The organism is Jiangella ureilytica, assembly GCF_004348545.1.
In the GTDB taxonomy this organism is placed as follows: domain Bacteria; phylum Actinomycetota; class Actinomycetes; order Jiangellales; family Jiangellaceae; genus Jiangella; species Jiangella ureilytica.
The window spans coordinates 40,781-61,938 of the sequence record NZ_SMKL01000030.1 but is presented as its reverse complement, the minus strand read 5'-3'; the positions used below and the strand labels follow the sequence as shown (position 1 = coordinate 61,938).

Below are 21,158 nucleotides of genomic sequence, written 5' to 3'. Positions count from 1 at the left end.
TGGCGCGGGGCGGATTCGCCGCGCACCCGGGCGCGACGTGCCATTTCTCACATCGCGGTCACGTGTCCGCGGCGGAAGAGGCGGCGCGGGTGGCCGGTCGTGAACGCGATCATGACGAGGACGGCGAGCGCCAGCAGCACGTAGGTGGTCCAGCCGCCGACGAGCGCGATGACGACCAGGCCACCGGAGACCAGCGCCGCCCACACCCACATGATCGCGACCGCGCGCCACTGCGAGTGGCCGATCTCGAGCAGACGGTGGTGCAGGTGCATCTTGTCCGGCGCGAACGGCGACTTGCCGGCCCGGGTGCGGCGCACGACGGCGAGCATCATGTCGAGGAACGGCAGCAGGATGACCGCCAGCGGCAGCACCAGCGGCAACAGCGTCAGCAGGAAGCTGGAGGTGTCGACGTCCTGACTGGGCAGCCGGCCGGTGAGGCTGATCGACCCGGCGGCCAGCAGCAGCCCGATGAGCATCGCGCCGGAGTCGCCCATGAAGATCTTCGCCGGATGTGCGTTGTGCGGGAGCAGCCCGGCGCAGATGCCGACGACCACCACCGACACCAGCGCGGACGTCGTCATGTACGACGGGTTGTTGTTCTGCACCGACAGCAGGTAGGCGTAGGAGAAGAACGCCGCGGCCCCGATGCCGACCACGCCCGCGGCCAGCCCGTCGAGGCCGTCGACGAAGTTCACCGCGTTGGTGGCGCCCACCACCAGCAGCACCGTCATGATGGCGCCCTGGGTGGAGTCGAGCACGAACGTCCCGCCGGGCAGCGGCAGGTAGAGCAGCTGCACGCCGAGCGCCACCAGCAGTCCGGCCGCGACCACCTGGCCGGCGAACTTGGCCAGCGCCGACAGTTCCCAGATGTCGTCGGCGGCGCCGATGAGGCAGATGACGACCGCGGCGAGGATGAGCGCCCACGCGTCGCTGGACTGCTCGAAGACGTCGCGCATGCGCGGCAGGTAGCTCGCGACCAGCATCGCGACCAGCAGGCCCACCAGCATGGCGATGCCGCCGAGGCGCGGCACCGGCTCGCGGTGCACGTCGCGGTCGCGGGTGGGCGGCACCGCTCCGACCCAGTAGGCGAACCGGCCCGCCAGCCCCACCACCAGGTACGTGACCGAGGCCGCGATGAAGAAGGTCAGTAGATACTCGCGCACCGGCGGACCGCGCCTCCTAGTCTTCCGCGCCCTGGAGCTCCGGGACGACGGCCTGGAGGTCGGCGAGCCCCAGGGCGCCCTGGCGGAGCACCCGCGGGACCCCGCCGCTGACGTCGACGATGGTCGACGGCGTGTCGCTGTCGGTGGGGCCGGCCTCGAGGTAGACGGCGACGCTGTCGCCGAGCTGGTCGCGGGCCTCGCGCGCGGTCTGCGCCGGCGGGTGGCCGGTGACGTTGGCGCTGCTGACCGCCAGCGGGCCGGTGGTCTCGAGCACCTCGACGGCGATCTCGTGGTCGGGCATGCGGACGGCGACGGTACCGCCGGTGTCGCCGAGGTCCCAGCGCACCGACGGCTGCTGGCGGCAGATGAGCGTCAGCCCGCCCGGCCAGAACGCCTCGACGAGCGCCTCGATGGTCTTGTCGGTGACGGCGACGCCGCCCAGCGTGGCGGGCGAGCCGACCAGCACCGGCACCGGCATGTCGCGGCCGCGGCCCTTGGCCTGCAGCAGGTCCGCGACGGCCTCGGGCGTGAACGCGTCGGCGCCGATGCCGTAGACGGTGTCGGTGGGTAGCACGATGAGCTTGCCGTTGCCGATGGCGCGCGCCGCGGCGGCGACGCCGCGCTGGCGCTTGGTCTCGTCGGAACAGTCGTACAGCGGACTCACGGTGCCATCATCCCGCACGGCGGGCGGTGACGTAGCGCGGGCGGCCCGAGAGATCGAGATGATCGCTCACCTCGGTCCAGCCGCCGTGGCGCCGGAACACCTCGGGCGCGGCCTCTCCCTGCACGTCGGCGTGCTCGGCGACCAGCAGGCCACCGGGCTTGAGCAGCAGCGAGCCCACGTCGGCGAGCACCCTCATGGCGTCGAGGCCGTCGTCGCCGGACCAGAGCGCGGCGGGCGGGTCGTACTCGGCGACCTCGGCGTCGCGGATGGTGGCGGCCGCCGGGATGTACGGCGGGTTCGCCGCGATGACGTCGATCTGGCCGAGCAGCATGGACAGGCTGCGCTGCGCGACCAGAGCGACGTCGTCGCGGTGCACGATGACGGAGTTGCCGGCGGCGTTGCGGCGCAGCCAGGCGACGGCGTCGTCCTCGCGCTCGACGGCGTGCACCATGACCGGGCGCACCTCGGTGGCGACGGAGACGGCGATGGCGCCGGAGCCGGCGAAGAGGTCGACGACGACGGGCACCCGGCCGGCCGCGACGACCGCCCGCGCCTCGTCGATGGCGACGCCGGCGGTGAGCTCCGTCTCGGGCCGCGGGATGAACACTCCCGGCCCGACCTGCAGAGTCAGGTGCCGGAAGTGCGCCTCGCCGGTGAGGTGCTGCAGCGGCTCGCGACCGGCGCGGCGGCGGACCAGCTCGTCGAAGCGGGGTGCGAACGACGGGTCCGGCTCCGGCTGGGCGAGCAGAGCGCCGCGCTCGACCCCGAGCACGTGGGCGGCCAGCGCCTCGGCGTCGTGCCGCGGCGACGGCACCTCGGCGGCGGCCAGCCGTACGGTGGCCGCACGCAGCTGCTCGAGCAGCGGCGGCGCCGTCGTCATGCGCCGCCGTCCTCGCGGGTGGCGGCCACGCCGGCCTCGCTGGTGGCCGCGAGGGCCGCCTCGGCGTCGGCGTCGGCCAGCGACTGCACGATCGGGGCGAGGTCGCCGTCGAGCACCGCGTCGAGGTTGTAGGCCTTGTAGCCGGTGCGGTGGTCGGAGATGCGGTTCTCGGGGAAGTTGTACGTGCGCACCCGCTCGGAGCGGTCGACGGTGCGCACCTGGCTGCGCCGCGCGTCGGACGCCTCGCGCTCGGCCTCTTCCTGCGCCGCCGCCAGCAGCCGGGCGCGCAGGATGCGCATGGCCTGTTCCTTGTTCTGCAGCTGGCTCTTCTCGTTCTGGCACGAGACGACGATGCCGGTGGGCAGGTGGGTGATGCGCACGGCGGAGTCGGTGGTGTTGACGCTCTGGCCACCGGGGCCGGACGACCGGAACACGTCGATGCGCAGGTCGTTGGGACTAATGGCCGCCTCGACATCTTCTTCCATGGCCTCGGGCAGCACCAGCACCCCGGCCGCCGACGTGTGGATGCGGCCCTGGCTCTCGGTGACCGGAACCCGCTGCACGCGGTGGACGCCGCCCTCGTACTTGAGCCGCGCGAAGGGCGCGGTGCCGGGCTCGGGCGTGCCGCGCGCCTTCACGGCGACGGAGACGTCCTTGTAGCCGCCGAGGTCGGACTCCTCGGCGTCGAGCACCTGGGTGCTCCAGCCGGCCCGCTCGGCGAAACGCAGGTACATGCGCAGCAGGTCGGCCGCGAACAGCGCGGACTCGGCCCCGCCCTCGCCCGCCTTGATCTCGAGGATGGCGTCGCGGTCGTCATTGGGATCGCGCGGCAGCAGCAAGGTGCGCAACCGCTCGGCGACGTCGGCCTGCCGGGCGCCCAGCTCGTCGGCCTCGGCAGCGAACGCGGGGTCGTCGGCGGCGAGTTCCAGCGCGGCGGCGCGGTCGCCGCCGGCCTGGCGCCAGTCGGCGTACGCCTTGACGATGGCCGACAGCTCGGCGTAGCGGCGGCCCAGCCGCCTGGCCAGCGCGGGGTCGGCGTGCACGGACGGGTCGGCCATGCGCTGCTCGAGCTCGGCATGCTCGGCGACGAGCGCCTCGACACCTTCGAACATGCTGACCCCTCTCACCAACAAGCCCGACCCGATAGGACAGCGGGGGCGCCTGTACTGCGGCAGCCAGCGTCAAAGCGTTCGATCCGGCATGCTTCACCGCCGGGTCGAACGCAGCTGGCAGAGCAGTACAGGCGCCCCCGCCCAAGACCTACTTGGCGTCGGACTTCTTCTTGCCATAGCGCGACTCGAAGCGCGCGACCCGGCCGCCGGTGTCGAGGATCTTCTGCTTGCCCGTGTAGAACGGGTGGCAGGCCGAGCAGACGTCGGCGTGGATGACGCCGTTGGCCGCCGTGCTCCGGGTGGTGAACGTGTTGCCACAGGTGCAGGTGACCGTGGTCTCCACGTAGGCCGGGTGGATGTCGGACTTCATGCTCTGTACTCCTGGCGTGTCATGGGCCGCCGGGTCGGCACGACGGGGCGTCGCACCGTGAACCGGAGCCAGCAGATCAGTATTCCAGGTGCGGGCCGCCGCGGCCAAACCGTGGCGGCCCCGCCCGGAACGTCAGTCGGCGTCCTTGGAGCCGTTGCCGCCGATGGCCGGCGTCGTCTTCTGGACCGTGAGCATGAACTCGGCGTTGCTCTTGGTCTTCTTGAGCCGGTCGAGCAGCAGCTCGATGGCCTGCTGCGGGTCGAGCGCGGACAGCACGCGGCGCAGCTGCCACATGATGGCCAGCTCTTCGCGGGAGACCAGGATCTCCTCGCGCCGGGTGCTCGACGCGTCGACGTCGATGGCAGGGAACAGGCGCTTGTCGGCGAGGTCGCGGCGCAGCCGCAGCTCCATGTTGCCGGTGCCCTTGAACTCCTCGAAGATGACCTCGTCCATCTTGGACCCGGTCTCGACCAGCGCGGTGGCCAGGATGGTCAGCGAGCCGCCGTTCTCGATGTTGCGCGCGGCGCCGAAGAACCGCTTCGGCGGGTACAGCGCGCTGGAGTCGACACCACCGGACAGGATGCGCCCGCTGGCGGGGGCCGCCAGGTTGTAGGCGCGGCCCAGGCGGGTGATGCCGTCGAGCAGGATGACGACGTCGTGACCCAGCTCGACCAGCCGCTTGGCCCGCTCGATGGCGAGCTCGGCGACCATGGTGTGGTCGACCGGCGGGCGGTCGAACGTCGACGCGATGACCTCGCCCTTGACGGTGCGCTGGAAGTCGGTGACCTCTTCGGGCCGCTCGTCGACCAGGACGACCATGAGGTGCGTCTCGGGATTGTTCTGCGTGATGGCGTGCGCCAGCGCCTGCATGATCAGCGTCTTGCCGGCCTTGGGCGGCGACACGATGAGACCACGCTGCCCCTTGCCGATGGGCGCGATGAGGTCGATGATGCGCGTCGCCATGTTCGTCGCCTCGGTCTCGAGGCGCAGGCGGTCCTGCGGGTAGAGCGGGGTCAGCCGCGAGAACTCCGGACGCTGCTTGGCGGCCTCGGGGTCGGCGCCGTTGATGGTGTCGACCCGGACCAGCGCGTTGAACTTCTGCTGCTTCTCGCCCTCGCGCGGCTGGCGCACGGCGCCGGTGACGGCGTCGCCCTTGCGCAGGCCGTAGCGGCGGACCATGGCCAGCGACACGTACACGTCGTTGGGGCCGGGCAGGTAGCCCGACGTACGCACGAACGCGTAGTTGTCGAGGATGTCGAGGATGCCGGCGACCGGGATGAGGACGTCGTCCTCGGAGACCGTGGGCTCCTCGATGCGCTCGCGGCCGCCGCCGCGGCGGTCGCGGTCGCGGTCGCGGTCAGTGCGATCGTTGCGGTCGTTGCGGTCGCGGTTGCTGCCGCGGCGGTCGCGTCGGCGCCGCCGGCGGCCGCGGTCGTCGTCATCGTCCTGGGCGTCGTCGCGGCCACCGCCCTGGCGCCCGCCGTCGGCGTCCTGACGCGCGCCGTCGCGGTCGGGCTGACGGTCGCGGTCGGGCTGGCGGTCGCGGTCGGGCTGCTGGCGGTCGCGCTGCCGGCCACTCTCGCGGTCGGTCTGGCGGTCGCCGTCGCGGCCGCCCTGACGGCTGTCGCGGCCGCGCCGGTCGTTCTGGCGGCCGTCGCGGCGCTCGCCCTGCTCGTCGTCGCCGTCCTGCGAGTCGGCGCGATCGTCGGCGCCGCGGTCGTCGCCCCGCTGGTCGTCGCGGGTGTTCTCGCCGCTGTCGTCGCCGCCGCGGGTGTCGTCGTTGCCGCGGTTGTCGCGCCGGTTGCGGCGCGGGCGCTCCTCGGGCTGCGACTCCTCGCGGGCCTGCGGCTCGGCCGGCACCTGCGAGGGCGCCTTGGCCGGCGCGTCGGCGGCCGGCGCGTCGGCGGCCGGCGCCTCGGCCGGGACGACCACCTCGTCGAGGCGGGACTCGGCGGCGGCCTGCGGGCGCTGGACCCTGCGGCGGCTGCGGCCGGTGGTGGCGGGCGCGGCGGCCGGAGCGGCGGCCGGTGCGGCGGACTCGACCGGAAGCGTCTCGGCGGCGGCCGGCGCCGAGCCGCCGGACTGAGCCGCCTTGATGGCCTCGACCAGCTCGCCCTTGCGCATGCGGCCGGTGCCCTTCAGCCCGAGGCCGGCGGCGAGCTGCTGCAGCTCAGCCAGGACCATGCCCTCGAGGCCGGCAGCGCGGCGGCGCGCGGGGCGCTTCGCCGCGGCGGCGTCGTCGGACGACGCCTGAACGTCCGGCGTCCCAGTGACGCCGGGGATCTCGGTATTAGTCACTCAGGGTCCTTCCCTGGACCGGCATCGGTTCAGACAAGCCGATGCATCGAACACCTCGGGTGGTTCCCGAGGAAAGGCACGACGCGGACTGATGGGCCGCCCCTCTGCCGAATCCGCACGTGCGAACCGTAGGAGATGGGCGAAGACCATGGCCATCGGCGACGAACGTCACCACCATGGGATACCGACCAGCAGAACGTCGGTGCACAGCGAGCGTAGCACGTCGTCAGCCGTTTGACCCACCCCGGTCGGGCCCGCTCACACCGTGGCGGATTCCACAACGGCACCCCGCGTGTCCACTTGCAATGCGCGGACGTCCCACCCCTCGGCGAGTGCCCCGACCCGGCCCGTCTCGTCGCCGGTCGCGAGCACCAGGACGGTCGGCCCGGCGCCGGACACGACGGCCGCCAGACCCTCCGCACGCAGCGCCGTGACCAGCGCGAACGTCGGTGGCATGGCCGGCTCGCGGTAGTGCTGGTGCAGGCGGTCGGATGTGGCGTCGAGCAGCAGGTCCGGCCGCCGGCCGAGTGCGTGGACGAGCAGCGCGGCGCGGCCGGCGTTGGCGGCGGCGTCGGCATGCGGGACGCTGTCGGGCAGCAGTCCTCGGGCCTTCTCCGTCGACACCTCGAACGACGGCACGCACACGACCGGGACCACGTCGGGGTGCACGTCGACGCGGGTCGCCCGGGCGGCGCCGTCGTCGCCGCGCCAGGCGACGGTGAGCCCGCCCAGCAGGCAGGCGGCGACATTGTCGGGGTGTCCTTCGAGGCGGTCGGCCGGCGCGAGGGCGTCGTCGTGCTCCGTGATCCCGCTCAGCGCGCGAGCCGCGACGACGCCGCCCACGATCGCGGCGGCCGACGACCCCAGCCCGCGGCCGTGCGGGAGCGCGTTGCGGCAGCTCAGCCGCAGCGCCGACGGCTGCTCACCGAGATCGGCGAAGGCGGCGCGCAGCGACCGGACGACGAGGTGGCGCTCGTCGAGCGGCACGGACCCGGCGCCCTCGCCGTCGACCGTCACCTCGACCGGAGCCTCGGGCCCGCCGAAGGTCGCCGTCACCTCGACCTCGTCGTGCAGGCTCAGCGCGAGGCCGAGAGTGTCGAATCCCGGACCGAGGTTGGCGCTGGTGGCGGGCGTGCGGACGCGGACCGACGCCGTGGTGGGGCTCACGCCAGGCCCAGCGCCTTCGCGGCGGCGCCGGCCTCGGCCGGGACGACATAGGGGCGGATCTCGCCGTAGTAGGCGCTTGCGGTGTCGACGTCCTTGAGGCCGTGCCCGGTGACCGTGACGACGATGCGCTGCCCGGCGTCGACGCGCCCGGTGCGCGCGTAATGCAGCAGGCCCGCGACGCCGGCCGCCGACGCCGGCTCGACGAACAGGCCCTCGCGGCCGGACAGCTCCTGCTGCGCGGCCAGGATCTGCTCGTCGGTGACGGCGTCGATGAGGCCGCCGGAGTCGTCGCGCGCGGCGATGGCGAGGTCCCACGAGGCGGGGTTGCCGATGCGGATGGCGCTGGCCACCGTCTCGGGCGACGACACCGGGCCGCCGTGCACGAACGGCGCGGCACCGGCGGCCTGGAAGCCCCACATGCGCGGGCGCCGCCTCGCCGGGCCGTCGGCGGCGTACTCGCTGTAGCCCAGCCAGTAGGCCGAGATGTTGCCGGCGTTGCCAACCGGCAGCACGTGCAGGTCGGGCGCGTCGCCGAGGTCGTCGACCACCTCGAACGCGGCGGTCTTCTGCCCGGCCAGCCGGTACGGGTTGACGGAGTTGACCAGCGCGACGGGGTACGTCTCGGCCAGCTCGCGGGCCAGCCGCAGGCAGTCGTCGAAGTTGCCCTGCACCGACGCGATGACGCCGCCGTGCACCACGGCCTGGGCCAGCTTCGGGCCGCTGATCTTGCCGTCGGGCAGCAGCACGACCGGGCGCATGCCGGCCCGGACGGCGTACGCGGCGGCCGAGGCGCTGGTATTGCCGGTGGACGCGCAGACGACGGCCTCGGCGCCCTCTTCGGCGGCCTTCGAGATGGCCACCGTCATGCCGCGGTCCTTGAACGAGCCGGTCGGGTTGACGCCCTCGACCTTGAGGTACACCTCGCAGGACGTCTGCTCGGACAGCCACGCAGCCGGGACGAGCGGCGTCCCGCCCTCGCGCAGCGTCACCACCGGGGTGGCCGCCGTGACCGGCAGCCGGCCGCGGTACTCCTCGATCACGCCACGCCACAGCCGAGACTGAGTCACGACAGCCATGGTGGTCACTCGCCTTCTACGCGCATCACCGAAAGGACAGCACGAACGGTATCGAGTCGCGTGAGCCCGTCGACAGTCGCCGCCAGCGCGTCGTCGGCCGCCTGGTGCGTGACGATCACCAGCTCGGCGTCGTCGGGACCCTCGGCGCGCTGGCGGACGGTCTCGATGGACACGTCGTGCTCGGCGAACACCGCGGCGACGGCGGCGAGCACGCCCGGGCGGTCGTCGACGTCGAGGCTGATGTGGTACCGGGTGACGGTCTGGCCCATCGGGCGCACCGGGCGGTCGGCGTACCACGAGCCGCGCGGCCCGACGGCGTCGCCGATGCGGTTGCGGGCGGCGGTCACGAGGTCGCCGAGCACGGCGCTCGCGGTGGGCACGCCGCCGGCGCCGGGGCCGTAGAACATCAGCCGGCCGGCTGCCTCGGCCTCGACGAACACCGCGTTGTAGGCGCCGCGGACGCTGGCCAGCGGGTGGGTGCGCGGCAGCATGGCCGGATGCACGCGCACGCCGACGCCCTGGCCGTCGGCCGAGAGCTCGCAGATGGCCAGCAGCTTGACGACGGCGTTCATGGCCTGCGCCGACGCGACGTCGGCCGACGTGACCTCGGCGATGCCCTCGCGGTGCACGTCGGCGGCCGTCACCGGCGAGTGGAACGCGATGCCGGCCAGGATGGCGGCCTTCGCGGCGGCGTCGAAGCCCTCGATGTCAGCGGTGGGGTCGGCCTCGGCGTAGCCGAGCGACTGCGCCTCCTCGAGCGCCTCGGCGAAGCTGCTGCCCTCGCTGTCCATGCGGTCGAGGATGTAGTTGGTGGTGCCGTTGACGATGCCGAGCACGCGCTTGATGCGGTCGCCGGCCAGCGACTCGCGCAGCGGGCGCAGCAGCGGGATCGCGCCGGCCACCGCGGCCTCGTAGTAGAGGTCGACGCCGTGCTTCTCGGCCGCGGTGTGCAGCGTGACGCCGTCCTCGGCGAGCAGCGCCTTGTTCGCCGTCACGACGGAAGCGCCGCGCTGCATGGCGGCCAGCAGCAGCCCGCGAGCCGGCTCGATGCCGCCGATGACCTCGACGACGAGGTCGACGTCGTCGCGCTCGACGAGCGCGCGCGCGTCGGTCGTGAACAGGCTCGGGTCGACGCCGGTGATGGAGCGGTCGCGGCCGACCCGGCGCACGGCGATGCCGGCGAGCTCCAGCCGGGCGCCGGCCCGGGCGGCGAGGTCGTCGGCGTGCTCGTGCAGGAGGCGGGCGACCTCTGTGCCCACCACACCGCATCCGAGCAGTGCCACGCGCAGGCTGGCCATCACTCCCCCTTCACCCCGGTCGGACGTTCGGACACCAGTGTCCGGGAGGTCCGGACGATCTCGCGCCTTCCATCCATGATGCGAGACATCCGTCTCACCATGCGCGGCGGGGCCGCAAGTCCTTCGCTCCCCCGCGACGCCCTCGGTGGGCTGCCCTCACCTCCGTCCTTTCCCCTTGCGGCACTCCTGCCGCCTGGGACCTGCGGCCGGCCTTCGGTCGTATGATTCCGCGCGTGAGCGTGCTGCGGGTCACCGTCGGCGGGGTGACCCAGCATTTCCCGCCGTCCGCCGGGGTCGTCCGGATCGGGCGGGCGGCCGGAGCCAACGTCGTCGTCCCCGAGTCCCGCGTCTCACGCCAGCATCTCACCGTCGCGTACGACGGCGGCTGGGTCGCGCGCGACGCCGACAGCTCCGGCGGCACCTGGCGCGACGGCGTCCGGGTCACCGAGGTGCCGGTCGACGACGGTGTCGAGCTGACGCTGGGCGGGCCGTCCGGACCCGCGGTGTCGCTGGCGTCGCGCTCGGTCGCGGCCGGGCCGGGGACGCCGCCGTCGCCGCCGCCGTCGGTCATCCGGGTCGGGCGCGCGCCGGACAACGACATCGTCATCGACGACCTCCTCACCGCCCGCTACCACGCGCGGCTCACCCCGAACGCGGCCGGCTGGTACCTCGAGGACCTCGACAAGCACCACCAGACGTTCCTCCGCGGCGCCGACGTCGAGACCGCGCAGCTGGCCGAGGGCGACGTCGTCACCTTCGGCAAGGTGCGCTTCGTCGTCACCCGCGACGGTGTGCTGCCGGTGCCCGACTCTCCGTCGAGCGGCGGCCTCGACGTCTCCGGCGTCCACTATGCGCTGCCCGACGGCAAGGTGCTCACGTCGGCCGTCTCGCTGGACGTGGCGGGGCCGCGGCTGGTGGCGCTCATCGGGCCGTCGGGCTCGGGGAAGTCGACGCTGCTGCGGCTGATCAGCGGCGAGCTGGAGCCGTCGCAGGGCTCGGTCCGCTACCAGGGCATCGACCCGCACCGGCAGCAGGAGGAAGTGCACGGGCGCATCGGCGTCGTGCCGCAGCACACCATCGCGCACGCACAGCTGACCGCCCGCAAGGCACTGCAGTACGCCGCGGAGCTGCGGCTGTCGCAGGACACCACGGCCGCCGAGCGCAGGCAGCGCATCGACGACGTCCTGCGCGAGCTGTCGCTGTCCGATCACGCCGACACGCAGGTGCGGCGGATGTCCGGCGGCCAGCGGCGCCGGCTCGCCATCGCGTTCGAGCTGCTGACCCGGCCGTCGCTGCTGATCCTCGACGAGCCCACCGCGGGCCTCGACCCCGCCCTCGTCCGGCAGATCATGACCGGGCTGCGCGAGCTGGCCGACGGCGGCCGCCAGATCATCGTCACCACCCACGACCTCGCCCATCTCGATCTCTGCGACGAGGTGATGATCCTGCTGCCGGGCGGGCGCGTGGAGTACTTCGGCCCGCCGGGCGGCATCGAGGCCCACTTCGGCACCAGCGACTGGGCCGACATCTTCGAGCGGCTCAACGCGGCGGTGCCGCCGCCCCCGCCGTCGTCGGGCCCGGCCGTCTCCTCGGCCGACGTGCGCGCGTGGCTGCACCGGCTGAACCCGCTGACCTGGCTGGACCGTGCGAGCGGCTACGGGCGGCCCGACGCGGGAGATCCCGCGGCCAGCGCGCGCCGGCTGGCCCGCCTCGGAACCGCCGGGCCGCGCACCGTCGGAGAGCTGCCCGAGATCGTGGGCCCGCAGGCCATCGACCAGCAGCGCCGCCGCCAGCAGACCTGGGTGCTGGCCCGTCGTCAGCTCCGGCTCATCTGGGCCGACCGCGGCTACGCCGGCTTCCTGCTGGTGCTGCCGATGGTGCTCGCGTTGCTCACCTTCGCCATTCCCGACGAGACCGGCCTCGCCCGGCCGGCGAGCCCGCGCAGCACCGAGGCGATGCGGCTGCTGGTCGTCCTGGTGGTCGGGGCGGCATTCATGGGCATGGCCGCGACCGTCCGCGACCTCGTCGCCGAGCGGCGCATCTTCCGGCACGAGCGAGCAGCGGGGCTGATGCCCGACGCCTACCTTGCGGCGAAGATCGCGGTGTTCTGCGGTGTCGTCGTCGTGCAGACGCTGATCCTGCTGCGGCTGGTGTACTGGTTCCGGGCCGGGCCCGAGGACGGCGTGCTGCTCGGCACCGGCAAGGTCGAGGTGGGCGTGGCCCTGGCGGCGACGGCCATCGTGTCGGCGCTGCTGGGGTTGCTGATCTCGTCGCTGGTCTCCACACCGGAGCAGACGATGCCGCCGCTGGTGGTCGCGATCATGGCGCAACTGGTGCTCTGCGGCGGCCTCATCGAGGTGACGGGCCAGGCCGTCGTGTCGCAGCTGTCCTGGCTGGTCCCGGCGCGCTGGGGCTACGCCGCGGCCGCATCGACGGTCGACGTCACCGAGTTGGTCCCCAACGCCCCGGACGACGCGCTGTGGAGCCACCATCCGGCAGCCTGGCTGGGGGCGCTGATCGCGCTGGCGGTGCTGGGGACGGGCTACGCCTGGCTCGCCCGGAGGCGGTTGCGGAGTATCTGAGGTTGGCCGGGGCGGTGAGGTGGGCGGGGGTTCGAGGTGGGCTCCCCGTCGCCCTTGCTGCCCATTCTCTCGACTCTCCGGGCACCCGCCGATCATCTCCAAGGGCGGGTTGGCTCCTCGCCGAGTCGGTCGGGGGTGATGAGGTGGGCTCCCCGTCCCCCTTGCTGCCCATTCTCTTAACCCCGGGCACCCGCCTCAAGCCGGCGCCCTCTGTGGTCACCCCGCCGCTGTGCTCGCGGGGCTTCGGCTTGACCCGGGCACCCGGGGCCCAAGAACGGGCAGCTATCAGGGGGACGGGGAGAACCTGGGCACGCCTCGCCGCCCGCGTGCCCGTTTCGCCCCGGTTCGCCGGACTGTGCACCGCGATGATCATCGGCGATCCGCTACATCACCAGGCCTTCTGCCACATCACCAGGCATGCATGCCTCGTGAAGCGGCAGAGAACCTCGTGACGGCCCCCCGAAACGCGCCAAATCCCACATCGCGGACGCCAGCAGGCCGCCAGGACGCCGCGCCCGTCGCCAGACTCCCCCGTCCCCCTGATAGCTGCCCGTTCTTAGGCCCCGGACGGGCGGGTCAAGCGGACCCCCAGGGCGCGCAGCGCCCACCGGTCCGCTTGAGGCGCGGATTCGCGGCTAAGAGAATGGGCAGCAGGGGGACGGGGAACTCCACGCACCCCCCACGCACCCCCGACGAAACGTCAGCTCAGGGGGCGTTCCATCGGTCGATGGCGGGCGTCTCGCGCTCCCAGCCGAGCACCGACACCGTCGCCGTGTCCAGCCGCAGGCGAGCGCCGTCGGCGACCGGCAGGCCGACCCAGCGGGCGCCGAGGACACGCAGGATGTGACCGTGCGCGAACACCAGCGCCTTCTCCCCGTCGAAGGATCGCAGCCGCTCGACCACCCGGTCGACGCGGGTCTCGACGTCCTTCGGGCGCTCGCCGCCGGGCGCGCCGTCGGTCCACAGCGACCAGTCCGGGTCGGTCTCGCGGATCTGGGGCGTGGTGATGCCCTCGTAATCGCCGTAGTCCCACTCGCGCAGGTCGTCGTCGAGCTCCGCCGAGGCGAAGCCGGCCAGCTCGGCCGTCACCCGGGCCCGCTGCAGCGGGCTGGAGAGCACCAGGCCGAACGCGGCGCCGTCGAGCCGCGCCGCCAGCGACCTGGCCGCTTCCTCGCCCACGGGTGTCAGCGGCAGGTCGGTGGCACCGGTGTGCTTGCCGTCGCGGCTCCACTCGGTCTGCCCGTGCCGGACCAGCCAGATCTCGGGCCGGTGAGTCGGCTGATCTGTGTGCCGGATCGTCGCCATGCTGGTAACGCTAGTCCGGGGAGTCGGCTCGGTGAGGAGGAAACCGTGACGGTGGGGGAAGGAGGCAGCCGGCCGCGAGGTCCGACGCCAGCCCCAGATGACTGGGCGCTCTACCGCGACGGCCGGTTGCAGCCCGGCCGGGAGTACGACGACGCCGTCGCGGCGGCCCGTGAGCGGCAGGGGTTCGTCTGGGTCCGGCTGCACGAGCCGACGGGCGAGGACGTGCGCGCCGTCGCGTCGGAGTTCGGGCTGCATCCGCTCGTCGTCGACGACGCCCGCGACGAGCGGCATGGCACGAAGGCCGGGCTCTACGACGGGCTGGTCTACCTGGTCCTGCACCGAGTCGCCTACGAGGGCGAGGCCACCGGGGTGCGCGACGCCGGCCGGCTGACGGTGTTCGCCGGGCCCGACTTCGCCGTCACCCTCAGCGAGGGCGGGCCGGACCCCGTTCCCGCGATCGTGCAGCGGCTCGAGGAGCAGCCGAAGCTGCTGGCACACGGCCCGGCCGCGGTCCTGTACGCGACCGCCGACGCCACCGTCGACGAGTACACCGAGGCCGCCGAGGCGTTCGAGTCCGACCTCACCGACATCGAGGCCGCCGTGTTCGACGACACCAGCGGCAACCAGGCCGGGCGCATCTACCGGGCCAAGCGCCGGCTGCTGCAGCTGCGCCGCGCCGTCGTGCCGCTGGGGCCGCCGGTGCGCACGCTGATGCAGCACGCGCCGGAGCCGGTGCAGGCGAAGGTGCAGCAGCTGTTCCAGGGCGTCGGCGCCCACCTCGACCACGTGCACGGCCAGCTCGCCGCCCACGACGACATCATCAACTCGATGCTGCAGGCCAACCTCGCGCAGCTGTCGGTGTCGCAGAACAACGACATGCGCAAGATCACGTCATGGGCGGCGATCGTGGCGGTGCCGACGGCGATCGCCGGCATCTACGGCATGAACTTCACCGACATGCCCGAACTGCACTGGGTGTTCGGCTACCCGGCGGTCATGCTCGTGATGGCGGCGATCTGCGTCGTCCTGTACTGGAACTTCAAGCGCCGCGGCTGGCTCTAGGTCTGCAGCGAGAGCTTGGCCAGGTGGTTGCGGGCTTCGTCGGCGAGCTGGTGCTGGCAGTAGATCTCGTACCGGTTGGCGACGGTGACGCTCTGCGAGGTGAAGTCGCGCCGGCCGCCGGTCAGCGCGTAGCCGACCAACCCGAAGATCATCATGAAGATGGCGCCCCACAGCACGCTGAGCAGGATGATCGCCAGCCACCCCTCGTCGGTGAACAGGCCGAGCAGCAGGCCGACGAACAGGCCCAGCCAGGCGCCCGTCGCCAGTCCGCCGAGGGCCGCCTTGCCCCACGTCAGCCGTCCGGTGACCCGTTCGACCTGGCGGAGGTCGCTGCCGACGATGGCCAGGTTCTCGACGGGGAACTTCTGGTCGGCGAGGAAGTCGACCGCCTTCTGCGCTGCGGGGTAGTCGTCGTACGTGCCGACGACGATGCCGGTCGGGAGACCGGGAACAGGACTCACCATGACGCACCTCCTTGAGGCCGACAGTACTCGCGCGGCCGATCATCCGGCGGCTCATTCGACGCGCGGCGGGCAGACTCCGGCTACGCGGTGGACGCGATGAGCCAGTCGGGCAGGTCCGCGGCCGCCGTGACACCCAGCGCCAGGACCAGCGCGCGGTGCGCCTTGGGCTCGAACGGGTCGACGAGCAGGGTCATGCCCGCCTCGGCCGGTGTGCGGTCGGCCTTGAGCTGGTTGCACGACACGCACGCCGCGACGGTGTTGAGCCAGCTGCGCTGGGCACCGCCGCGGGAGGTCGGCACGATGTGGTCGATGGTGTTGGCGCGGCCGGCGCAGTAGGCACAACGCCGGCCGTCACGCTCGAGCACCCCGCTGCGTGACCACGGCACCTTGCGCCGGTAGGGGACGCGGACGAACCGCAGCAAGCGCACGACCAGTGGAGTGGGCAGTTCGCGGGTGGCCGACCGGATGAGCTTCTCGGTGTCGGCGTGCTCGACGACGGCCTTCTCGGTGAGGATGAGGATGACGGCCCGGCGGACCGAGACCACGGCGAGCGGTTCATAGGAGGCGTTCAGAACGAGTGTGTTCATAGCGCACACGCCTCCTTCCCGAGCCCGGGTCAGGGCTCGTCGCTCTGACTCTAGTGTGGCCTACTCACTCGGCAAGGAACGGAACGGCAAAATCTGGACCAATCGCCGGCGGCGCCCGCCCGTGCGGACCCGCCTCTACAGTGCAACGACACCGCCGCGTTCACAACGGTTTTTCCTTCTGGTCCAGGTCGAGCCGTGGCAGCGACTCGCCCGACACCGAGCGCCACACGTCGGTGACGCGGTCCTGGATGACCTCGACGACATCGCGCAGCGGCTGGCCGGCGAACTCGTCGGGCAGGATCGGCTTGCCGACCCGCAGCCTGATGGTCGGACGGCGGACGACTGAGGTGAACGCGCCGCCGAGGCTGCGCGCGATGGACCCGGAGCCGATGCGCCGGGCATCGTGGTGGGCCACCGGCACGACCGGGGCCTTCGCGTCGGCCGCCAGCCGGCCGACGCCGAAGCGGAACCGCCGCGGCGAGCCGTCATCGGTGGCCGAGACGTCGCCCTCGGGGTAGATGCCGACGACCTCGCCGCGGGCCAGCGCGTCGTAGGCCGCCCGGAGCGCGGCCGCACCCGCCTGACGGCCACCGACCTCGATCATGCCGGCCTGCCGCGCGAGCGGTCCGATGAACGGGTTGGCGAAGACCAGCGACGAGGCCATGAAGCGCACGTGGCCGTGGGTGACGCCGCACCCGTCGCGGTGGCACGGGACGCTGGGCCGCAGGCCGGCCTTGTAGAGCGTGGCCAGCACGGGCGGGACGTCGGCGATGGTGGTGTGGTTGACGGCGACGATGGCCGGACCCTGCAAGGGCAGGTGCGACAGGCCGGTGGGATCGACGCGGCCGAACCACTTGGTCAGACCCACGGCAACCGCACCCACGAGTTCCACGATGGAAGATTATCCCATCGGTCCGACGAGGCGGTGACGGCGCGTCGTCACGGGGTCGGCGTCGCGGTGGGCACCGGGATCTTGGTGAGGTCGACGACGGCGTCCTCGGCCGGCGGCGTGACGGCGACCTCGGTGCCGTAGTCGGTGAAGCTGATGACGCCGGCGCCGGCCGACGCGCCCTTCTCCTCGAGCCGCAACGGCAGCGGCTCGCCCGTGGCGGCGACCCACAGCGTGCCCCCGGTCTCGGGGAACAGCAGGCCGACCGCGGGCTGGCCGTCGACCTCGCGGACCGCCGTCAGCCCGTCGGGGGCGTCGGCGCCGAGCACCGCGGCGGCGAAGGTGGAGCCGTCGGCGAAGATGGCGAAGCCCGACGCGGCCTCGGGCGAGATGAGCAGCCACTTGCCGGCGATGGTGGTGCCGACGTCGGCGCCGACCTGCTCGGCCAGGCTCTCGGTGTCGCCGGTGACATAGACGGCGCCCGGCGTGGCGACCAGCTGGACCGTGGTGTTGCCGCCGACGGTGCCGGTGGAACCGACGCCGTCCTTGAAGGCGATGTCGATGGTGTTGCCGCCCACCGTGGTGCCGGTGACGCGGTAGGAGCCGGTGGCGCGCATGGCCGCCAGCGACTGGTCGAGGACGTCGGCGGGGGCCAGCTCGTCGATGCCGTTGGGAGCCTCGTCCAGGCCCTCCTCGACGCTGATCTGCGCCAGCGGCGAGACCGAGGGGTGTTCAGGACCGGATGTACAGGCGGTCAAGGCGACGGTCATGAGCACGGCGGAACCGGCTGCAGCCAGTCGGCGAACGACCAGATGCATGTGCGGCTGACCTCTTCGTTCGATGTCGGCTCGGGGGCGAGCACGAGGCGGCTCCGGCCGGAGCGCCTGATGGAGCATACCCACGCCTCGGCCGGGTCGTCACCGAAACGTGACCTGGCCATGGCCGTCCGGACGCCCCTGCCGGTGCGTTCGCGCTGATCATCGCGGGTGATGAGAGACGGGTGTAATCTCTTTCACGCGACAACTGAATACCCACGACAGGGGAGCGCTGCAGCGCTGAGAGTGCGGGACGTGCCCGCAGACCCTCGAACCTGATCCGGGTAATGCCGGCGCAGGAAGTCGACACCTCGACCGCAGCAGCGCGTCCCACGGGATCCGTCCCGTGGTGGCGCGCTGCGTCATGTTCGAGCCCCCTCGTCGTACCCCCCGTACGAGAGGAGCCCTTCGATGAGTGAGCAGGCCACCGTCCCTGCACGACGGCACCGCTGGCGCACCGTCGACATCGTCGTCGCGTCCGTCCTGGGCGTGACGTTCGGCGTGCTGTTCGCCGTCTGGAACAACGTCGTCTACGCGACCGTCAGCGCGCCGCTGTCCGGCTCGCCCGCGCAACCGGTCATCGCCGGCGTCTGGCTGATCCCGGCCGTCGTCGGCGGGCTGGTGATCCGCAAGGCCGGCGCCGCGCTCTACACCGAGGTGATCGCCGCAACCGTGTCGATGTTCTTCGGCTCGGCCTGGGGCATGTCGGTCTTCATGTCCGGCGTCTGGCAGGGCCTCGGCGCCGAGCTGGTCTTCGCGCTGCTGCTCTACCGCCGGTGGGGCCTGGTGGCGGCGGTCCTGGCCGGTGGCGGCGCCGGACTGGCGATGGGGGTCTACGAGGTCGTCGTCTACGTCTCGACGTACGCGGCGGACTGGAAGCTGGTCTACGTCCTGTCCGCCGTGGCGACCGGGCTGGTGCTCGCGGGCGGGCTGGGCTGGCTGCTGGTCCGGGCGCTGGCCCGCACGGGCGCGCTGGCGCCGTTCGCCGCCGGCCGGGCCCAGAGCGAGATCTGATGACGGGGTCGGCTGACGGTTCCGGAGGCGCGCGGGGGGTCGCGGTGCGGCTGCGCGGGTTCGGCTGGCGCTATGCCGGCCGGAAGGCGTGGGCCTGCCGCGGGGTGGACCTCGACCTCGAGCCGGGCGAGCGGGTGCTGCTGGTCGGGCCGTCGGGCGCGGGCAAGTCGACGCTGCTGCGCGCCGTCGCCGGGCTGCTCGACCCGGAGACCGCCGCGGAGCACGAGGGCTCGGTGCTGGTCGACGGCGTCCCGGCGGCGGCCGCGCGCGACCGCGTCGGGATGCTGCTGCAGGACCCGGAGTCGTCGCTGGTGATGTCGCGGTCCGGCGACGACGTCGCGTTCGGCCTCGAGAATCTCGGTGTGCCGCCGGAGCACATCTGGCCACGCGTCGATGCCGCGTTCGCGCAGGTCGGCTTCCCGTACGACCGCGACCGGCCGACGGCGGCGCTGTCCGGCGGCGAGCAGCAGCGGCTGGCGCTGGCCGGCGCGCTGGTCCGCCGTCCGTCGGTGCTGGTGCTGGACGAGCCGACCGCCAACCTCGACCCGGCGGGGACTGCGACGGTGCTGGGCGCCGTCTCGTCCGCGCTGGCCGGCGGGTCCGGGGCAGGGACCACCTTGCTCATGGTCGAGCACCGGGTCGACGTCGCGGCCGGGCTGGTCGACCGCGTCGTCGTGCTGGAGCCGGGCGGCGGCGTGGCCGACGACGGGCCGCCCGCCGAGGTCTTCGGCCGGCGCGGCGCGGCCCTGGCGGCGGCCGGGGTCTGGGTGCCGGCGCCGTGGGGGCCGCCCGCTCCCCCGTTCACGTCCGGACCCGGCGGCGACGTACTGCTGACGGCTCGCGACCTGAGCCTGACCTACCCGCGGGCCCGGCGACCGGCACTGTCGTCGGCGTGGTTGTCCGTGCGGCGCGGCACCGCGGTCGCCGTCACGGGGACGAACGGCAGCGGGAAGTCGACGCTGGCGATGCTGCTGGCGGGGCTGCTGCCGCCGGACACCGGCGAGGTGCTTCTCGACGGCGCGGACCGGCCGCTGCACCGCTGGCGACCGCGCGACCTGTGCCGGCGCGTCGGAACGGTCTTCCAGGACCCGGAGCACCAGTTCGTCGCACGCACCGCCCGCGACGAGCTGCTGGTCGGGCCGCGGCGGGCCGGGGTGGCGGCCGGCGAGGCGGCGGCGCGCGCGGACGAGCTGCTGGAGCGGCTGCGGCTGACCCGCCTGGCCGGCGCGAACCCGTTCACGCTGTCCGGCGGCGAGAAGCGGCGGCTGTCGGTCGCGGCGATGCTGGCGACCGCACCTGACCTGCTGGTCATGGACGAGCCGACGTTCGGCCAGGACGCCCGGACGTGGGCGGAGCTGCTGAACCTGTGCGTGGGGCTGCGCGCGGCTGGGACGGCGATCGTGGCGGTCACGCACGACGAGGCGTTCGCGGACGCGCTGGCCGACGAGCGGGTGACGGTGGCCGGCGGCGTGCTCGCCGCCGACGCGAGGGTGCGCTCGTGACGCTGCTGCAGACCCATCTCTCGACCGATCCGGCCGCACCGCTGGCCCGCCGGAACCCCGTCGCGAAGCTGGCGGCCGCCCTGCTGCCGTCGCTGGTGCTGCTGGTCAGCGTCGACCCGGTGTCGTCGGGGCTGCTGCTGGCCGCCTGGCTGGTCTCGGTCCCGGCGTGGGGTGTGGGCTGGCCGGGGCTGCTGCGCCGGCTCTGGCCGCTGGGGCTCGCCCTCGTCATGGTGGCGTTGGGCAACGCCGTGTTCACCGACCGCAAGGGCGGTGCGACGCTGCTCGAGGCAGGGCCGCTGCTGCTGACGGCGGAGAGCCTGGCGACCGGGCTGACGGCGGGCCTGCGGGTCGCGGCGATCGCGCTGCCCGGCGTGCTGGCGATCCTGACCATCGACCCCGTCGACCTGGCCGACGCGCTGGTCCAGCACCTGCGGGTGCCGGCCCGGTTCGCGTACGGGTCGCTGGCGGCGTTCCGGCTGGCGCCGCTGCTGGCCGCCGAGTGGGAGGTGCTGGGGCGGGCGCGCCGGGCCCGCGGACTGGGCGGCGACCGGAACCCGGCGCGCGCCCTGGCGGTGCTCGGCGGCCGGCTGTTCGCGCTGCTGGTGGGTGCGGTGCGACGGGGGACGCAGCTGGCGGTCGCGATGGACGCGCGCGGGTTCGCCGCGTCGGCGCACCGGACGTCGGCGCGTCGTCAGACGTTCACCCGGGCCGACGTCGCGCTGATTGCGGGTTCCGTGCTCCTCACCGCCCTCGCCGTCACCACCGCCGTCGCCACCGGCGCCTGGTCCCCCCTCCTCTCCTAGCACCCATCCCGCCCGCCGGCCCCGGAATGATCACAGCACGAAATCCCGTGCCACACCACGATTGCAGCCGTAGTGCGACACGGGTTCCCGTGCTGTGATCATTCCCA

At 73.2% G+C, this 21,158-nt stretch carries 19 protein-coding genes, 2 pseudogenes and 1 riboswitch; of the genes and pseudogenes, 7 read left to right on the top strand and 14 right to left on the bottom strand.

Annotation, left to right across the window (positions count from 1 at the left end):
* Window positions 1-47 precede the first annotated feature (47 nt).
* The 9 genes from E1212_RS14995 to E1212_RS14955 form a co-directional block, all read right to left on the bottom strand.
* Window positions 48-1,163 (bottom strand): MraY family glycosyltransferase, encoded by a 1,116-nt coding sequence (locus tag E1212_RS14995; RefSeq protein ID WP_131983802.1) that lies wholly within the window; start codon window positions 1,161-1,163, stop codon window positions 48-50.
* A gap of 16 nt (window positions 1,164-1,179) precedes the next feature.
* Window positions 1,180-1,827 carry an L-threonylcarbamoyladenylate synthase gene (locus tag E1212_RS14990; RefSeq protein WP_131983800.1) on the bottom strand — a complete coding sequence of 216 codons (648 nt, stop codon included), beginning with the start codon at window positions 1,825-1,827 and terminating at the stop codon, window positions 1,180-1,182.
* A 7-nt stretch (window positions 1,828-1,834) separates the two neighbouring features.
* Complete coding sequence (gene prmC, locus E1212_RS14985; protein ID WP_131983798.1) at window positions 1,835-2,707, bottom strand: peptide chain release factor N(5)-glutamine methyltransferase; 873 nt, start codon at window positions 2,705-2,707, stop codon at window positions 1,835-1,837.
* Window positions 2,704-3,819 (bottom strand): peptide chain release factor 1, encoded by a 1,116-nt coding sequence (gene prfA, locus E1212_RS14980; RefSeq protein ID WP_131983796.1) that lies wholly within the window; start codon window positions 3,817-3,819, stop codon window positions 2,704-2,706. Before prfA ends, prmC begins: the two co-directional genes overlap by 4 nt.
* 148 nt (window positions 3,820-3,967) lie before the next feature.
* Window positions 3,968-4,189, bottom strand: a complete 222-nt coding sequence (gene rpmE / locus E1212_RS14975) for a 50S ribosomal protein L31 (RefSeq protein WP_131983794.1) — start codon at window positions 4,187-4,189, stop codon at window positions 3,968-3,970.
* Window positions 4,190-4,321: 132 nt separating this feature from the next.
* Window positions 4,322-6,487, bottom strand: coding sequence for a transcription termination factor Rho (gene rho / locus E1212_RS14970; protein ID WP_131983792.1), 2,166 nt, complete (start codon window positions 6,485-6,487; stop codon window positions 4,322-4,324).
* A gap of 258 nt (window positions 6,488-6,745) precedes the next feature.
* A complete protein-coding gene (gene thrB / locus E1212_RS14965; protein ID WP_131983790.1) occupies window positions 6,746-7,654 on the bottom strand; it encodes a homoserine kinase in 909 nt (302 codons plus the stop codon).
* Window positions 7,651-8,721 (bottom strand): threonine synthase, encoded by a 1,071-nt coding sequence (thrC, locus tag E1212_RS14960; protein WP_238992352.1) that lies wholly within the window; start codon window positions 8,719-8,721, stop codon window positions 7,651-7,653. The genes thrB and thrC overlap by 4 nt, the downstream gene beginning before the upstream one ends.
* Window positions 8,722-8,735: 14 nt before the next feature.
* A complete protein-coding gene (locus E1212_RS14955; RefSeq protein WP_131983786.1) occupies window positions 8,736-10,028 on the bottom strand; it encodes a homoserine dehydrogenase in 1,293 nt (430 codons plus the stop codon).
* 221 nt (window positions 10,029-10,249) lie between these two features.
* On the opposite strand from E1212_RS14955, the pseudogene E1212_RS31100 reads away from it, so the two are divergent.
* The 3 genes and pseudogenes from E1212_RS31100 to E1212_RS31090 form a co-directional block, all read left to right on the top strand.
* A pseudogene (locus E1212_RS31100) lies at window positions 10,250-10,798 on the top strand (FHA domain-containing protein); the annotation flags it as partial.
* Between the two features lie 156 nt (window positions 10,799-10,954).
* Window positions 10,955-11,431, top strand: a pseudogene (locus tag E1212_RS31095) (ABC transporter ATP-binding protein); the annotation flags it as partial.
* A 36-nt stretch (window positions 11,432-11,467) separates the two neighbouring features.
* Window positions 11,468-12,610: an ABC transporter permease gene (locus E1212_RS31090; RefSeq protein WP_420814381.1), complete on the top strand. Its 1,143-nt coding sequence runs from the start codon at window positions 11,468-11,470 to the stop codon at window positions 12,608-12,610.
* Between the two features lie 705 nt (window positions 12,611-13,315).
* On the opposite strand, the gene E1212_RS14945 is transcribed toward E1212_RS31090, so the two are convergent.
* A complete protein-coding gene (locus E1212_RS14945) occupies window positions 13,316-13,915 on the bottom strand; it encodes a histidine phosphatase family protein (protein WP_131983782.1) in 600 nt (199 codons plus the stop codon).
* 45 nt (window positions 13,916-13,960) lie between these two features.
* On the opposite strand from E1212_RS14945, the gene E1212_RS14940 reads away from it, so the two are divergent.
* Window positions 13,961-14,977 (top strand): magnesium and cobalt transport protein CorA, encoded by a 1,017-nt coding sequence (locus tag E1212_RS14940; protein ID WP_162605477.1) that lies wholly within the window; start codon window positions 13,961-13,963, stop codon window positions 14,975-14,977.
* On the opposite strand, the gene E1212_RS14935 is transcribed toward E1212_RS14940, so the two are convergent.
* The 4 genes from E1212_RS14935 to E1212_RS14920 all read right to left on the bottom strand — a co-directional run bounded on the left by E1212_RS14935 (window position 14,974) and on the right by E1212_RS14920 (window position 17,687).
* On the bottom strand, window positions 14,974-15,441 hold the full coding sequence (locus tag E1212_RS14935; protein WP_131983778.1) for a YflT domain-containing protein: 468 nt from the start codon (window positions 15,439-15,441) through the stop codon (window positions 14,974-14,976). The two genes, E1212_RS14940 and E1212_RS14935, sit on opposite strands and share 4 nt — an antisense overlap.
* 80 nt (window positions 15,442-15,521) lie before the next feature.
* Window positions 15,522-16,028 (bottom strand): HNH endonuclease, encoded by a 507-nt coding sequence (locus E1212_RS14930; protein WP_131983776.1) that lies wholly within the window; start codon window positions 16,026-16,028, stop codon window positions 15,522-15,524.
* Between the two features lie 160 nt (window positions 16,029-16,188).
* The gene (locus E1212_RS14925) at window positions 16,189-16,896 is read right to left on the bottom strand and encodes a lysophospholipid acyltransferase family protein (protein WP_162605476.1); all 708 of its coding nucleotides are present in this window, start codon (window positions 16,894-16,896) and stop codon (window positions 16,189-16,191) included.
* A 71-nt stretch (window positions 16,897-16,967) separates the two neighbouring features.
* Window positions 16,968-17,687, bottom strand: coding sequence for a hypothetical protein (locus E1212_RS14920; protein ID WP_162605475.1), 720 nt, complete (start codon window positions 17,685-17,687; stop codon window positions 16,968-16,970).
* Between the two features lie 258 nt (window positions 17,688-17,945).
* Window positions 17,946-18,051: riboswitch (TPP riboswitch) on the top strand.
* 92 nt (window positions 18,052-18,143) lie between these two features.
* Between E1212_RS14920 and E1212_RS14915 the strand changes: the two genes are divergently transcribed.
* Genes E1212_RS14915 through E1212_RS14905 form a run of 3 tightly spaced genes read left to right on the top strand, consistent with a single transcriptional unit; the run spans window position 18,144 to window position 21,051 of the window.
* Complete coding sequence (locus E1212_RS14915; protein WP_131983770.1) at window positions 18,144-18,746, top strand: ECF transporter S component; 603 nt, start codon at window positions 18,144-18,146, stop codon at window positions 18,744-18,746.
* Complete coding sequence (locus E1212_RS14910; RefSeq protein ID WP_131983768.1) at window positions 18,746-20,248, top strand: ABC transporter ATP-binding protein; 1,503 nt, start codon at window positions 18,746-18,748, stop codon at window positions 20,246-20,248. Before E1212_RS14915 ends, E1212_RS14910 begins: the two co-directional genes overlap by 1 nt.
* Window positions 20,249-20,250: 2 nt before the next feature.
* Entirely contained in the window at window positions 20,251-21,051 is an 801-nt protein-coding gene (locus tag E1212_RS14905; RefSeq protein WP_420814380.1) for an energy-coupling factor transporter transmembrane component T family protein, read from the top strand.
* The last annotated feature ends 107 nt before the right edge of the window (window positions 21,052-21,158 follow it).

Excerpts from the sequence above, each read along its gene's own strand:
- prfA (WP_131983796.1), bottom strand. The coding sequence starts at position 3,819 with ATGTTCGAAGGTGTCGAGGCGCTCGTCGCCGAGCATGCCGAGCTCGAG.
- E1212_RS14920 (WP_162605475.1), bottom strand. The coding sequence starts at position 17,687 with ATGACCGTCGCCTTGACCGCCTGTACATCCGGTCCTGAACACCCCTCG.
- E1212_RS31090 (WP_420814381.1), top strand. The coding sequence starts at position 11,468 with ATGATCCTGCTGCCGGGCGGGCGCGTGGAGTACTTCGGCCCGCCGGGC.
- E1212_RS14915 (WP_131983770.1), top strand. The coding sequence starts at position 18,144 with ATGAGTGAGCAGGCCACCGTCCCTGCACGACGGCACCGCTGGCGCACC.
- E1212_RS14910 (WP_131983768.1), top strand. The coding sequence starts at position 18,746 with ATGACGGGGTCGGCTGACGGTTCCGGAGGCGCGCGGGGGGTCGCGGTG.
- rpmE (WP_131983794.1), bottom strand. The coding sequence starts at position 4,189 with ATGAAGTCCGACATCCACCCGGCCTACGTGGAGACCACGGTCACCTGC.
- E1212_RS14930 (WP_131983776.1), bottom strand. The coding sequence starts at position 16,028 with ATGAACACACTCGTTCTGAACGCCTCCTATGAACCGCTCGCCGTGGTC.
- E1212_RS14935 (WP_131983778.1), bottom strand. The coding sequence starts at position 15,441 with ATGGTGAGTCCTGTTCCCGGTCTCCCGACCGGCATCGTCGTCGGCACG.
- E1212_RS14955 (WP_131983786.1), bottom strand. The coding sequence starts at position 10,028 with ATGGCCAGCCTGCGCGTGGCACTGCTCGGATGCGGTGTGGTGGGCACA.
- prmC (WP_131983798.1), bottom strand. The coding sequence starts at position 2,707 with ATGACGACGGCGCCGCCGCTGCTCGAGCAGCTGCGTGCGGCCACCGTA.
- E1212_RS14945 (WP_131983782.1), bottom strand. The coding sequence starts at position 13,915 with ATGGCGACGATCCGGCACACAGATCAGCCGACTCACCGGCCCGAGATC.